Origin of the sequence: Dankookia sp. P2, assembly GCF_050632255.1 — a bacterium.
GTDB lineage: Bacteria > Pseudomonadota > Alphaproteobacteria > Acetobacterales > Acetobacteraceae > Paracraurococcus.
On the sequence record NZ_CP192581.1, the window covers coordinates 2461291 to 2473452 of the forward strand.

Sequence of the window (12162 nt, forward strand, 5' to 3'; positions counted from 1 at the left end):
TTCCTCCCCATCCGTATGTCGCCGCTGCGCTCAGCCGGAACATTGGTAGCACCACGTCACCAGCAGATCGGTCGTGCAGCTGTAGCTCGTGCCGTTGCTGCAGGTCTCCGTCGAAGTCTGGAAGCAGACCGCGGGATTGCCGGAGGAGCAGTGGTTGGTGACATTCGAGCTCGGGCAGCCGGGATCGTCCACCGGATTGCCAACATAGTTGCAGGCCGGGCCGAAGCCGGGCGGCGGTTGCTTCGAACAGCCGAGCGTCACCGTGATGCTTTGGCTGCCGTCGCACCAGTTGGTAAAGGTCGCGTCGAACTTGTTCGGCGGGACACCCTCGGCGAAGATGTTCTCGATCGCCGAAAAGCAGGAATTATCGTAGGAGAAGTTGGTCGCGTAATTGTATCCCAATCCCCAGAAGTAGGGATGGTCGCCGGTGCAGTAATAGGCCCAGCCCTGCGTCTCCCAGACGTTGTAGCCGACCGGCGCCTGGGTTTGCTCCTGGCAATCGGGGATGCTCGAATCGCTGCAGGCGCCCGCCGCGGCCTCCGCCGGGCGCAGCAGCAGTGCCAGGACCAACGCCGCCGCCAGCCCGGCCAGACGCGTCATCGCGCGCCGCCCGGGAAGACGCCGTGATTGGAAGGGACGCCGGAGCGCTGCCGCAACACCGCCGCAACGCGCGGCGGCGATGCGGCGCAGCCTAGGAAGGCAGTGATCCGGCCGACCGAATCGCCGTTGTTGACCACCGAGAGGCTGAAATGCGAGCTGGAGCCGTTCGGCAAGGATCCGGCTACCGCCGGCGCCGTCAGGTCCACCAGCAGAGGCAGGGCGGTCGCCACGAGGTGCTCGTTCTGCTCGGTGTCCCAGTTGACCACATAGGGGGTGGCCGCCGGGCAGCGCAGGTTCAGCGTCACCGACTGACCCTTGGCCACCCGGCGCTCGCGCGATTCGACCGTCACGCAATCCGCGATGCCGCGGCACTCGTTGTTCGAATGCGCGAGCACGCGGCTCTCGTCATAGAGGCCCTGCGGCTTCTGCGCCGCGGCCGGCATGGCCGCCGCCAGCGTGAGACCGAGGAGGATGCTCCAATGGGGCATGGCCTGATGTCCTGGGATGTGCATGGGGTCCTCCATCGACGTCTCTCGGTCGCCTCAGCGGATGACCGTGGCCTTGCCGCCAGCCTGCCGCTGCGCGGCGATCATCTGGCGCAGGGCCGCCGGCTCGGCCACGCCCGGCACCAGCGTGTCGCCGACCACGAAGGACGGGGTGCCGTTGATGCCGAGCGCCTTGGCCAGCGCCGCATTCTTCGCCAGCGCCGCCTCGACCTCGGGCGAGACCATGTCGCGGGCCAGCCGCGCGCGGTCGAGCCCGACCTGGTCGGCGATGGCGAAGACCGCCTCGTTGGTCAGCGCTCCGCTGGCGGACATCATCGCGTCGTGGAAGGCGAGGTAGCGGCCCTGCGCCTGTGCGGCGAGCGCTGCCCGTGCGGCGAAGACCGAGATCCGGGCCAAGCACGGGAAGCTGCTTGTGCACGAAACGCACGCCCGGCTCGTCGGCCAGCAGCCCGGCCATGCCGGGATGCGCCTTCTTGCAATAGGCGCAGCGATAGTCGAAGAATTCGACGATCGTGACGTCACCCTGGGCATTGCCGGCGACCGGCGCCTGCGGGTCGGACACCAGCTCGCCGCGGCGGTCCGACAGCATGCGCTTCGCGGCGGTCTGCTGCTGCGCCCGCAGCGTCGCCTGGGCTCGCTGGAAGGCTTCGATCAGGGCCTCCGGGTGTTCCAGGTAGTAGTCGTGGATGAGTTGCTGCACGGCCTCCTTCTGCGCCTCGGTCAAGGGTACCGGTTCGGCAAGGGCCGCGGCGGGCGCAGCGGCAAGGGCGAGCAGCAGGGCCAGGCGGCGCAGGCTTCTGGGCATGGAACGCGACGTCTCCGTTGGTATAGCGGCGGGCCGGTGGCCCGCGGCGCCTTGCCATGGATTGGGCCAGCCCCGCGGGCCGCTCAGCAAGCCGCTATCCTTGGAAATCCAGGAGCTTCCAAATCTTCCGTCAGGCGAAGGCAAAGCCCGAGTCCGGCTCGCCCGGATTCTGCAACGTGACGTCGAGATCCGCGGCATAGGTGGTGAGCACGTGGTACTGCGAGGCCAGGCCGCCGATGGCGACGGTGCCCGCCGCGTTCTCGTCCGGCGTGGTCCCGGGCCCGAAGAGCAGGCCGGCCGCTTGCAGCGCCAGGCCAGCAGCCTCCCCGCCGAGGTAGCTGGGCGGGCCGAAGCGCAGGATGTCGGGGCTCTGCACGAAGCCGTTCAGCACGTCCGGCACGGCGCTGTAGTTGCCGACGGGATCGCCGCGCTCGACGTAGTTGGTCAGCTGCGACACCGCGCCGGCGGGGATGGTGGCGGCGGGGATGCCGGGGGCGCCGTAGGTCTCCCCCGCGAGATCGAGCTGCGCGGCGACGAACAGCGCCTCCCCGCCAAGCGAGTGGCCGGTGAGGAAGACCGCGGTTTCCGGGATGCCGAGCGCCGCGGCGGCAGCCAGCGCGGCTTCGGCGAGATTGCAGCGCATCGCTGAAGGCCGGCGGCGCGATGCCGAGGAGGATCAGGCCATCGGCGGCGATCTGGGCGGCGACGAAGACCGGGTCGTCCTCCAGGGCCGAGACATGCGTGCCCTCGAAGGCGATGACGACCTGGTTGGCCGCGGTCAGGAAGGCGGCGCCGTAGAAGCCGTCGGCCGTCACTTCCTGCGCCAGGGGCTGGCCGTCCACGTCCAGGAAGCGGAGCCCGGCCGGCAGGTTGGCGAGGTCGCGGTCATAGGTCCAGCTGGCGGCATTCAGAAGCGTCGCGGTGTCGGGCGGCGCGCTTGCCTCAGGGCCTGGAATGTCGAGCGGCGGCTGTGTGCCGTGGTCCTGGCCGGGAGACGGGGATTCGGGGCCATGCCCATGATCCCGACGAGCGTGGTGCGACCCGCGATCCGGCTCCTGCGCGTCCGGTGCATCCCACCATTCCGCGACGTGGCCGCAGCGAATATCCGCGTGCTGGATGATTATTGTTCCCGCAACCATCACTGTTTCTACCTTGCGACCATGCAGCCATGGTGGATCACCAGTCATGACGCAGCCTTGCGCAATGCTTTCCTCTGGAATTCCTGGAACTTCCGGAGATGCCGTTTATATGCATTGAAGACGTTCCTTGCTTGTCCCGTCAGGTGGTGCGGTCCACCACGCGTTTCGCCTTCTGCGCAATAACAATCGGGCATTCCGGAAGCAGCCATGTCGAAAGCCGACTTGCGGGACGCCTGCGACATCGCGGCGAAGTTGCGCCTGACCGCCGCGCTGCTCGGTGGCCTCAGCCAGAAGGAGCTCTGCGCAGCCTTCCGCCGGGTGAACCCGCAGACCGGCTTCGATCTCGACCGGTCCTACAAGTGGATCCAGGGACGCTCCCTGCCCCGCTCGGCGCAGATCTACGAGGATTGGGCCGGCGTGCTGGGCCTCGCGCGGCCGGGCCACTGGGTGGCGGGTTCCACGCTGGACGCCTTCCTCGCCGTGCTCTGCGAGGGCGGCCGGGTGGACCGCGCCGGGCTGCTGCGTCGCGCCGGCCTCGACACGCCGGCGGAGACGGGCACGGCCGAGGAGGCGTCCAGCTATCTCTGCGCCGCCTATGCCTGCTATTCCCAGGCGCAATCGCCCTACTACCGCGGCCGCATGCTGCGCGGCGCGCTGGTGATCCAGCCCGCGCCGAGGCGGGCGGACGGGCTGGTGGCGCAATATTCCCAGACGCTGGCGGCCGGGCGTAACCATGTCTCCGGCCAGGTGGTGATCGTCGGCAGCATGCTGGCGCTGCCGCTGATCTCGGGCAGCCCGGGCACGCCGCCGGTCAGCTTCCACCTGCATCTGCCGGCGCCGCCGAGCAGCCTGCTGGCCGGGATCATGGGAAGCTGCACCATGGTGCATCCGGGGGGCCAGCCGCCCTATGCAACGCGGGTGGCGATGATCCGCGTGCCGGTGGGGATCGAGGCGCTGGAACGGACCAGCCGCTACATGGAGCCCGAGCCGCTGGCGCTGTCGCGCGACCTCGCCGCGCTCGGCCTGCGGATCGGCGACGCGGCGGGGCTGGAAGCGCGGCTGGAGCGCTTCCTGCGGCCGGTGGGGACCGGCTGGGCCGGCTCGGACCAGATCCCGATGGCCGAGCAGGTCGCGCTCAGCGCCGCCTGCGACCGCGCCTGGCTCGAGACGGTCGGGGCGACGCCGGCCGCCGCTCGCGCCCCGGCGGCACCCGCCCTGCGTCCCATGCCGATGGACCTGGGCTGACGCCGCCGAGGCGGCGTCGCCGGCCTATCGGTAGACGAACTCCGCCCCGTCCAGGTCGATGGCGGGAAAGATGTCCTTCTCCGCCCAATAGTCCTGGGTGTGCTGCCATTCCGGCTTGGCGCCGCGCTTCGGCAGCAGATGCATGCCCCGCATCAGGTAGCCCGGATTGAAGTTCTCCGGGTCGATCCAGGGCAGCAGCGGCATGTCCTGGTCCTCGGGCCGCAGCGCGACCTCGACCCGCTCGGCGCCCTTGGCCTCCATGTGGCCGAGCAGCCGGCAGACGAAGTCGCCGACCAGGTCGGCGCGCAGCGTCCAGCTGGCGCGGAAATAGCCGAAGACCCAGACCATGTTCGGCACGCCGGTGAACATCATGCCGCGGTAGGTCACCGTGTTGTGGAAGGCCAGCGGCTTGCCGTCGACCGCGAAGTCGATGTCGCCGAGGACGTTCAGGTGGAAGCCGGTCGCGGTGACGATGATGTCGGCGTCGAGGTGCTGGCCGGATTTCAGCTGAATGCCGCCCTCGTCGAAGGTCTCGATCTCGTCGGTGACGACGCTGGCCTTGCCCGAGGCGATGCCGTGGAACAGGTCGGCATCGGGGACGAAGGCGATGCGCTGCCGCCACGGCCGGTAGTCCGGGGTGAAATGCTTGTCGAGATCGTAGTCGGGTCCGAGGATCGAGCGCAGGTTCGCCAGCATCTCCGCCTTCACCTTCTCCGGCTCGGCGAAGCAGCGGTCGGTGAACTTCGATTGCTCCAGCAGGATCTTGCGGCGGACGATCTCGTGGATCCAGTGCTCGTCCACCTGCAGCGCGCGCAGCTCCTCGGCGATCTCGATCGCGTTGCGGCCGGTGCGGAAATAGGTCGGCGTCCGCTGCAGCATCACCACATGCGCGGCCTTGTCGCACATGTTCGGCACGATGGTGGCGGCCGAGGCGCCGGAGCCGATGACCACCACCCGCTTGCCGGTGTAGTCGAGGCCCTCCGGCCAGGTCTGCGGGTGGATGATCTGGCCCTTGAAGCGGTCCATGCCGGCCCATTCCGGCGTGTAGCCTTCCGAATGCCGGTAGTAGCCCTGGCACATCCAGAGGAACCGGGCCGAGATCACCACCGGCTCGCCGGTATCGGTGCGGGTCGCCTCGATGGTCCAGCGGTTCTCGGCGCTCGACCAGCTCGCGCTGCTGATCCGGTGGTTGTAGCGGATGTGGCGGTCTAGGCCGTTCTCCTCGATCACCTCGCCCATGTACTTGCGGATCTCGTCCGCGGTCGCGATCGGCGTGCCGGTCCAGGGCTTGAAGCGGTAGCCGAAGGTGTGCAGGTCGCTGTCCGAGCGGATGCCGGGATATTTGTGCGTCCACCAGGTGCCGCCGAAGGTCTCCTGGCTTTCCAGCACCACGAAGCTGGTCCCGGGGCGCTGGGTCTTCAGGTGGTAGGCGCCGCCGACGCCGGAGATGCCGGCGCCCACGATCAGCACATCGACCTGCTCGGCGGGCCGGGTCCTGGACCGCTCGAGGGTTGCTGCCTCGGACATCGCTGCTCGTCCTCCTGGTGTGATTGGCGGCCAGACTAGCCTGCCGTGGCCGGTTTGCATCGCAAGGATGGGTGGTGGAACGGAATGCCCCGGCCGGCCTTGATTGGCATCAAGTCGGTCGATCGACAATGGCACCTGACTTCCGGCGGCCCTGGTGCCGCCCAGGTCGGCTGTAACGCAGGCGGGACGGTCGGTGGGGAGCGGAGGATGGAGCGGCGGAGCATGATTATGCTGGCAGCGAGGCTTGGCTGCCATGGGCTGCGCGCGGGCGGAGGCGCCGGCCATCCGCGGCACCGCCACCTACCGGGAACGCATGGCGCTGCCGCCCGGCGCGGTGCTGGTTGTGGCGCTGCAGGACACCTCCCGCGCCGATGCGCCGGCCGAGACCCTGGCCGAGGCCCGCATCCAGATCACCGGCCAGATACCGATCGGCTTCACCCTGCCCTACGACCCGGCCCGCATCCAGCCGGGCCACCTCTATGCGGTCCGCGGGGCGATCAAGCTGGAGGGGCGCATCGCCTTCCGCACCGACACCATCCATCCCGTGCTGACCCGCGGGGCGGGCGAGACGGTGGGATTACGCCTGGTCCGCGCCGCGCCGGCCCCGGTGCTGGCGGGGTCCGACTGGATCGCCGAGGACATCGGCGGCCGCGGCGTGGTGGACCGGGTACGGTCCAGCCTCAGCTTCACGGCGGATGGCCCAGGGGGCGGGAAGGTCTCCGGCTCCGGCGGCTGCAACCGCATCGCCGGCAGCTACACGCTGGCAGGGAAGACCATCGGCTTCGGCCAGATGATCTCCAGCATGATGGCCTGTCCCCCGGCGGTGGCGGAGCAGGAACAGCGCTTCCTCGCCGCGCTCGGCGCGACCCGCCGCTGGCGGATCACCCCGGAAGGCCGGCTGCTGCTGCTGGACGCCGAGGGGCACGGCCTGGCGCGGCTGGTGCGCCAGTAGCCAGCCGGCGAGCCGCGGGACACGCGCCGCCGGCGGCCCCGCGCGCCCGCCGCCCCCGTGTTCTAGCGCCCGGTGTCGCCCGGCAGGCCGAAGGCCTCCGGATAGCCGAACAGCCCGACCTGGCCACCGGTATGCAGGAAGACCACGTTCTGGTCCTTCCTGAAGAAGCCCTTGCCGATCAGGTCGATCAGCCCGGCCATCCCCTTCCCGGAATAGACCGGGTCGAGCAGGATGCCTTCCTTCTCCGCCACCAGCTTCACGGCTTCCACCATGCCCTCGGTCGGGATGCCGTAGCCCTGGCCGACATAGTCGCAATTGGCGACCACATGTTCCGGCTTGACCAGCGCCGGCAGGCCGAGATGCGCCATGGTGCGCTCGGCCAGCGCCGGGACATTGGCCTCCTGCTTCGGCTTCGGCGCGCGGACGCCGATGCCGAGCACGGGGATGCCGCTGTTCAGCGCAACGAGGCCAGCCACCAGGCCGGCCTGGGTGCCGGCGCTGCCCGTGGCGTGCACCAGATGGTCGATCCGCAGGCCCATGTCGGAGGCCTGGGTCACCAGCTCCTGCGCCGCGTTGACATAGCCGAGCGCGCCGACCGGGTTGGAGCCGCCGCCGGGGATGACATAGGGCTTGCGGCCGGCGGCGCGCATCTCCGCGGCCACCGCCTCCATCTCCGCCTGCATGTCGGCGCCACCAGGGCGGCGGGAGACGGTCGCGCCGTGCAGCTTGTCCATCAGCACATTGCCGGAGCGGGTATAGGCCGGGTCGGCATAGCCGGTCCGGTCCTCCAGCAGGATGTGGCAGGCAAGGCCGAGCTTGGCCGCCGCGGCGGCGGTCTGGCGGGCGTGGTTGGACTGGGTCGCGCCCTGGGTGATCAGGATGTCGGCCCCTTGGGCGATGGCGTCGGCGCAGAGGATTCCAGCTTGCGGGTCTTGTTGCCGCCGGTGGACAGGCCGGTGCAATCGTCCCGCTTGATCCAGAGCCGTGGCCCGCCGAGGTGCTTCGAGAGGCGCTCCATCGGCTCGAGCGGGGTCGGCATGTGGCCGAGCCGGATGCGCGGGAAGCGAGCGAGGTTCATGGCGTGGGGATCCTCCAGGGCGTTGGGTCGGCGCGACGCTAGAGCAGATGGCGGGAGAGCGTGAACGCTTGGACGCCTGAATCTGCTCTGGAACGACAGGCTACAGCGGCGGCACGATCATCTCCGAACGCAAGCCGCTGTAGCCCCGATTGGACGGCGCGGCGAGACGGGCATGGCGAAGGCGAGCACTGCCCTTCCGCGCCGGATATCGGTTCGCTAGAGAGTCGTTTCAAATTTTCTCGGGCTCAGGTAAAATCCTGGCGTTCTTGAAGTACCGGGGCAGGGCCGCTTCATGAAACCATAAAAGTTTCATCTTTCCAGGAGTCCCCCATGCTTGATCATCCAGGCGAGGGTGTGCCATCCGGCCTGGACCGGTCGCTTCCGCCGTTTCCCAACCCGGATGCGGCCCGCCTGCCGGAACTCCGCTTTTCCACCGCGGAACTTCCCGCCCGGCTGCAATTCGATGCCTGGCGGGAGCGGCTGGCGGCCTGGATGGAAGTGGTGCCGACCGGGGAGACCGCGAACGGCTTTCGGGCGGAGCACCGCATCTGGCAGCTGGGGCCGCTCGCCATCACCTGGAGCTCGGGCGAGGGCCTGGTCAACCGCCGCGACCTGGCCCGCATCCGGCGCGACCAGCTCGATCACTGGGCCATCGTCCTGACCCGCCAGGGCCAGTTCCGCTACCATGGCGACGACGCCACGCGCATCGTCCACCCTGACAACCTGATCCTCTACGGCATGCAGATGCCGAACTTCTCGGAGCGCAGCGAGGCCGAGTGGATCATGGCCTTCATCGCCCGCGACGCGCTGCCGGAGATCGCGCCCGCCTTTGACTCGCAGCTCGGCCGGACGCTCGACACTGCGCTGGGCGGCCTGCTGCGCGGGCATCTCGACACGCTGGCCGAGCAGTTGCCGCGGATGACGGCCGCCGAGGCACCGCGGGTGACGGAGGCAACGCTGGCCCTGATCCGCGCTGCCGTCACCGGCTCGGCCGACCATTGCGCGGCGGCAAGGCCGCAACTCGAGACGGCGATGCGCAGCCGGGTCACGGCGCTGATCCGGGCCAATCTCGGCTCCACCCGGCTCGACCCGATGCGGCTCAGCCGCATGGCGGGGATGTCGCGTAGCCAGCTGTATCGGGTGTTCGAGCCCGAGGGCGGCGTCGCCCGGGCGATCCAGCGGGAGCGGCTGCGCGCCGTCCGCCGCGCGCTCGCCGACCCGGCGGAGCGGCGCAGCATCGCCCGCATCGCGGAGGAGCTCGGCATGCCCGACCCTTCCGGCTTCAGCCGCGCCTTCCGGCAGGAATTCGGCCTTTCGCCCAGCGCCTTCCGCATGGAAGCCCTTGGCCTTGGGCGGCGCGGCGCTGCCGGGGCGGGAGATTGCCGCCCCCGGACGGGACCTCGGCGCGGTGTTCCGGCAGCTCCGGGATTAGCGCCGGAGGCGGCGGACCGCCGCCATCTGGCCTGCCCCGACGGGTCGGAGCAGGATGGGCCCGGGGTCAGGCGGGTCCTCAGCCCAGCTTCATCCGCTCGGCGATCTGCACCGCGTTCAGCGCGGCGCCCTTCAGCAGCTGGTCGCCGCAGAGGAAGAAGTCGAGCCCGCAATCCCCGAACACGGGGTTCGCCCGTACCCGGCCGGCTTCGACATCGTCCTGCCCGGTCGCGGTGATCGGCATCGGGTAACGCTGGGCCGCCGGCTCATCCACCAACTTCACGCCGGCCGCCCTGGCGAGCACGGCGCGGGCCGCCTCCGGCGTCACCTGCCGCTCGCACTCGATCGTCACCGCCTCACCATGCACCCGGAAGGTCGGGATGCGGACCGCGGTGCAGGAGACCAGCAGGTCGGGCATCCCCATGATCTTCCGGCTCTCCCAGGCGACCTTCATCTCCTCCCGCGTATAGCCATTGGGCTGGAAGCTATCGATCTGCGGGATGACGTTGAAGGGCAGCGGATGGGCGAAGACCGAATGCCCAGCCGGGCCACCCTCGACCAGCACCCGGCGGGTCTCCTGCTCCAGCTCGGCCATGCCCTCCGCCCCGGCGCCGCTGGCGGCCTGGTAGGTGGAGACGATGACGCGCTTGAGGCCGAAGGCCTGGCGCAGCGGCTCCAGCGCCACCACCAGGATGGCGGTGGTGCAGTTCGGGTTGGCGATCAGCTTGTGGTTGCCGATGGCGTCGCCGTTCACTTCCGGCACCACCAGCGGGACATCGTCCTCCAGCCGCAGGGCGGAGGAATTGTCCACGACCGCCACGCCCTGCGCCGCCAGCTTCCGGGCATGCGCCTTGGCGAAGTCGCCCGAGACCGCCAGCAGGGCCAGGTCCAGCCGGCCGGCCGCGGCGTCCGAGTATTCCTCGATCGCCACCTCGCCCCACGGGGTCTGCTGCTTCAGGCCGGCGCTGCGGGCGGAGGCGAACAATTCCAGCTCGGTGACCGGGAAGCGCCGCTTGCCCAGGACCTCGACCAATTCGCTTCCCGACCGCGCCCGTGGCCCCGATCACGCCGACCCGCATGACACCCTTTTCCCTTGCGTAGGAACGGCCGTTTAGCGCGGGTTTCACGGAACCGCCACTGTGAAGCAGGGATGCCAGCCCCGCCCCCGCGTTGACCCCGCCGCCGCCCCCTGCCATCTGCCCGGGATGAACGCCGATCCATCCCTGCGCAGCGTCAAGAGCCTGGCCCTTCGAGGAGGCCGCCAAGGTGGCCGATCGTCTCGCCGCCAACCCGAAGCCGGAAGGCGTCCCGGGGGGAGCATTGTTCGAGACCGGCTACGGCCCCTCCGGCCTGCCGCATATCGGCACCTTCGGGGAGGTGGCGCGCACCACCTGGGTCCTGCGTGCCTACCGGCGCATGACCGGCCTGCCCGCCCGGCTGATCGCCTTCTCGGACGACATGGACGGCTTGCGGAAGGTGCCGGACAATGTGCCTAACAAAGAGATGCTGGCGGAGCACCTGGGCCGGCCGCTGACCGCCATCCCCGACCCCTTCGGCACCCATCCGAGCTTCGGCGCCCATAACAACGCCCGGCTGCAAGCCTTCCTCGACACCTTCGGCTTCGAATACGAGTTCGCGTCGAGCACCGACTACTACCGGGGCGGCCGGTTCGATGCCGCCCTGCTGCGCATGGCGGAACGGCACGACGCCGTGAAAAGGTCATCCTCCCCACCCTCGGGGCGGAACGAAAGGCAACCTACTCGCCTTTCCTGCCCATCCATCCGGAGACGGGCGTGGTCATGCAAGTGCCGATGGAGGAGGTGCGTCCCGAGGACGACCTGCTGGTCTGGGTCGATCCCGCCACCGGCAAGCGGCACGGCACCCGGATCACCGGCGGCGGCTGCAAGGCGCAGTGGAAGGCCGACTGGGCGCTGCGCTGGTTCGCGCTCGGCGTCGACTACGAGATGTCGGGCAAGGACCTGATCGATTCGGTCAAGCTCTCCGGGCAGATCTGCCGGGTGCTCGGCGGCACCCCGCCGGCCAGCTTCACCTATGGCTGTTCAACGACGAGAACGGCCAGAAGATCAGCAAGTCCAAGGGCAACGGCCTGACCATCGAGGAATGGCTGCGCTATGCCCCGCCGGAATCGCTGGCCTATTTCATGTACCAGTCGCCGCAGCGGGCCAAGCGGCTGTTCTTCGACGTCATCCCGCGCGCGGTGGACGAATACCTCGGCAACCTGGACAAGCTGCGGGTACAGCCGGAGCCGACCAACCCCGCCTTCCACATCCACAACGGCAGCAGCAACGACCCGGGCTCGCCGATCGGCTTCGCCATGCTGCTGAACCTAGCCAGCGTGGTGAATGCCGACGCGCCGGAGATGCTCTGGGGTTTCATCCGCCGCTACGCGCCGGGGGTGACGCCCGAGAGCAGCCCGATGCTCGCGCGGCTGGTCGAATATGCCGTCGCCTATTTCCGCGACTTCGTCGCCCCCACCCGGCAGCACCGGGCGCCAAGCGAGGTCGAGCGCGGTGCGCTGGAGGACCTGCTGCAGGTGCTCCGCAGCCTGCCCGAGGACAGCGACGCCGAGGCGATCCAGAACCAACTCTACGAGGTTGGCAAGCGGCATCCCTTCGCCAACCTGCGCGACTGGTTCGCCTGCCTCTATCAGGTGCTGCTCGGCGCCCAGGAGGGCCCGCGCTTCGGCGGCTTCGTCGCGCTCTACGGCATCCCCGGCACCATCGGGCTGATCGAGACGGCGCTCGCGCGTGAGGCACCTGCCGCGTGAGCCCCCGCCTCGCCTGGCTGCGCCGGAACGGGCCCGCGGTCTTCGGCGTGGTCCTCCTGGTCGCCGCCATCTTCGTCGTCCAGCGCAGATC

General features: G+C 69.6%; 11 protein-coding genes and 3 pseudogenes. 5 read left to right on the forward strand and 9 right to left on the reverse strand.

Going from position 1 to position 12162, the window contains the following annotated elements:
• Positions 1-30 precede the first annotated feature (30 nt).
• The 5 genes and pseudogenes from ACQ86J_RS14730 to ACQ86J_RS14750 form a co-directional block, all read right to left on the reverse strand.
• Complete coding sequence (locus ACQ86J_RS14730) at positions 31-600, reverse strand: hypothetical protein (RefSeq protein WP_431271680.1); 570 nt, start codon at positions 598-600, stop codon at positions 31-33.
• Positions 597-1043, reverse strand: coding sequence for a hypothetical protein (locus ACQ86J_RS14735; protein WP_431271681.1), 447 nt, complete (start codon positions 1041-1043; stop codon positions 597-599). Before ACQ86J_RS14735 ends, ACQ86J_RS14730 begins: the two co-directional genes overlap by 4 nt.
• 99 nt (positions 1044-1142) lie before the next feature.
• On the reverse strand, positions 1143-1502 hold the full coding sequence (locus tag ACQ86J_RS14740) for a DsbA family protein (protein ID WP_431271682.1): 360 nt from the start codon (positions 1500-1502) through the stop codon (positions 1143-1145).
• A 55-nt stretch (positions 1503-1557) separates the two neighbouring features.
• Positions 1558-2109: pseudogene (locus tag ACQ86J_RS14745) on the reverse strand (hypothetical protein); the annotation flags it as partial.
• Positions 2042-2554 carry a hypothetical protein gene (locus tag ACQ86J_RS14750; RefSeq protein WP_431271683.1) on the reverse strand — a complete coding sequence of 171 codons (513 nt, stop codon included), beginning with the start codon at positions 2552-2554 and terminating at the stop codon, positions 2042-2044. The gene ACQ86J_RS14750 and the pseudogene ACQ86J_RS14745, both read right to left, overlap by 68 nt.
• On the opposite strand from ACQ86J_RS14750, the gene ACQ86J_RS14755 reads away from it, so the two are divergent.
• Both ACQ86J_RS14755 and ACQ86J_RS14760 read left to right on the forward strand, forming a co-directional pair.
• The gene (locus tag ACQ86J_RS14755) at positions 2544-3233 is read left to right on the forward strand and encodes a hypothetical protein (RefSeq protein WP_431271684.1); all 690 of its coding nucleotides are present in this window, start codon (positions 2544-2546) and stop codon (positions 3231-3233) included. The two genes, ACQ86J_RS14750 and ACQ86J_RS14755, sit on opposite strands and share 11 nt — an antisense overlap.
• Positions 3234-3257: 24 nt before the next feature.
• The gene (locus ACQ86J_RS14760; protein ID WP_431271685.1) at positions 3258-4295 is read left to right on the forward strand and encodes a hypothetical protein; all 1038 of its coding nucleotides are present in this window, start codon (positions 3258-3260) and stop codon (positions 4293-4295) included.
• A gap of 24 nt (positions 4296-4319) precedes the next feature.
• Here ACQ86J_RS14760 and ACQ86J_RS14765 read toward each other — a convergent pair whose 3' ends face one another.
• Positions 4320-5822 (reverse strand): flavin-containing monooxygenase, encoded by a 1503-nt coding sequence (locus ACQ86J_RS14765; RefSeq protein WP_431271686.1) that lies wholly within the window; start codon positions 5820-5822, stop codon positions 4320-4322.
• A 253-nt stretch (positions 5823-6075) separates the two neighbouring features.
• Here ACQ86J_RS14765 and ACQ86J_RS14770 point away from each other — a divergent pair, with 253 nt between their 5' ends.
• Positions 6076-6774 (forward strand): YbaY family lipoprotein, encoded by a 699-nt coding sequence (locus tag ACQ86J_RS14770; protein ID WP_431271687.1) that lies wholly within the window; start codon positions 6076-6078, stop codon positions 6772-6774.
• A gap of 62 nt (positions 6775-6836) precedes the next feature.
• Here the strand turns inward: ACQ86J_RS14770 and ACQ86J_RS14775 are convergent, their stop codons facing one another.
• The gene (locus ACQ86J_RS14775; protein ID WP_431271688.1) at positions 6837-7736 is read right to left on the reverse strand and encodes a D-cysteine desulfhydrase; all 900 of its coding nucleotides are present in this window, start codon (positions 7734-7736) and stop codon (positions 6837-6839) included.
• Entirely contained in the window at positions 7649-7852 is a 204-nt protein-coding gene (locus ACQ86J_RS14780; RefSeq protein ID WP_431271689.1) for a hypothetical protein, read from the reverse strand. The genes ACQ86J_RS14775 and ACQ86J_RS14780 overlap by 88 nt, the downstream gene beginning before the upstream one ends.
• Before the next feature lie 1116 nt (positions 7853-8968).
• Here ACQ86J_RS14780 and ACQ86J_RS14785 point away from each other — a divergent pair.
• A pseudogene (locus tag ACQ86J_RS14785) lies at positions 8969-9133 on the forward strand (hypothetical protein); the annotation flags it as partial.
• 229 nt (positions 9134-9362) lie between these two features.
• Here ACQ86J_RS14785 and ACQ86J_RS14790 read toward each other — a convergent pair.
• Positions 9363-10316: an aspartate-semialdehyde dehydrogenase gene (locus tag ACQ86J_RS14790; protein ID WP_431271690.1), complete on the reverse strand. Its 954-nt coding sequence runs from the start codon at positions 10314-10316 to the stop codon at positions 9363-9365.
• Between the two features lie 182 nt (positions 10317-10498).
• On the opposite strand from ACQ86J_RS14790, the pseudogene ACQ86J_RS14795 reads away from it, so the two are divergent.
• Positions 10499-12071: pseudogene (locus ACQ86J_RS14795) on the forward strand (lysine--tRNA ligase).
• Positions 12072-12162: the final 91 nt, after the last annotated feature.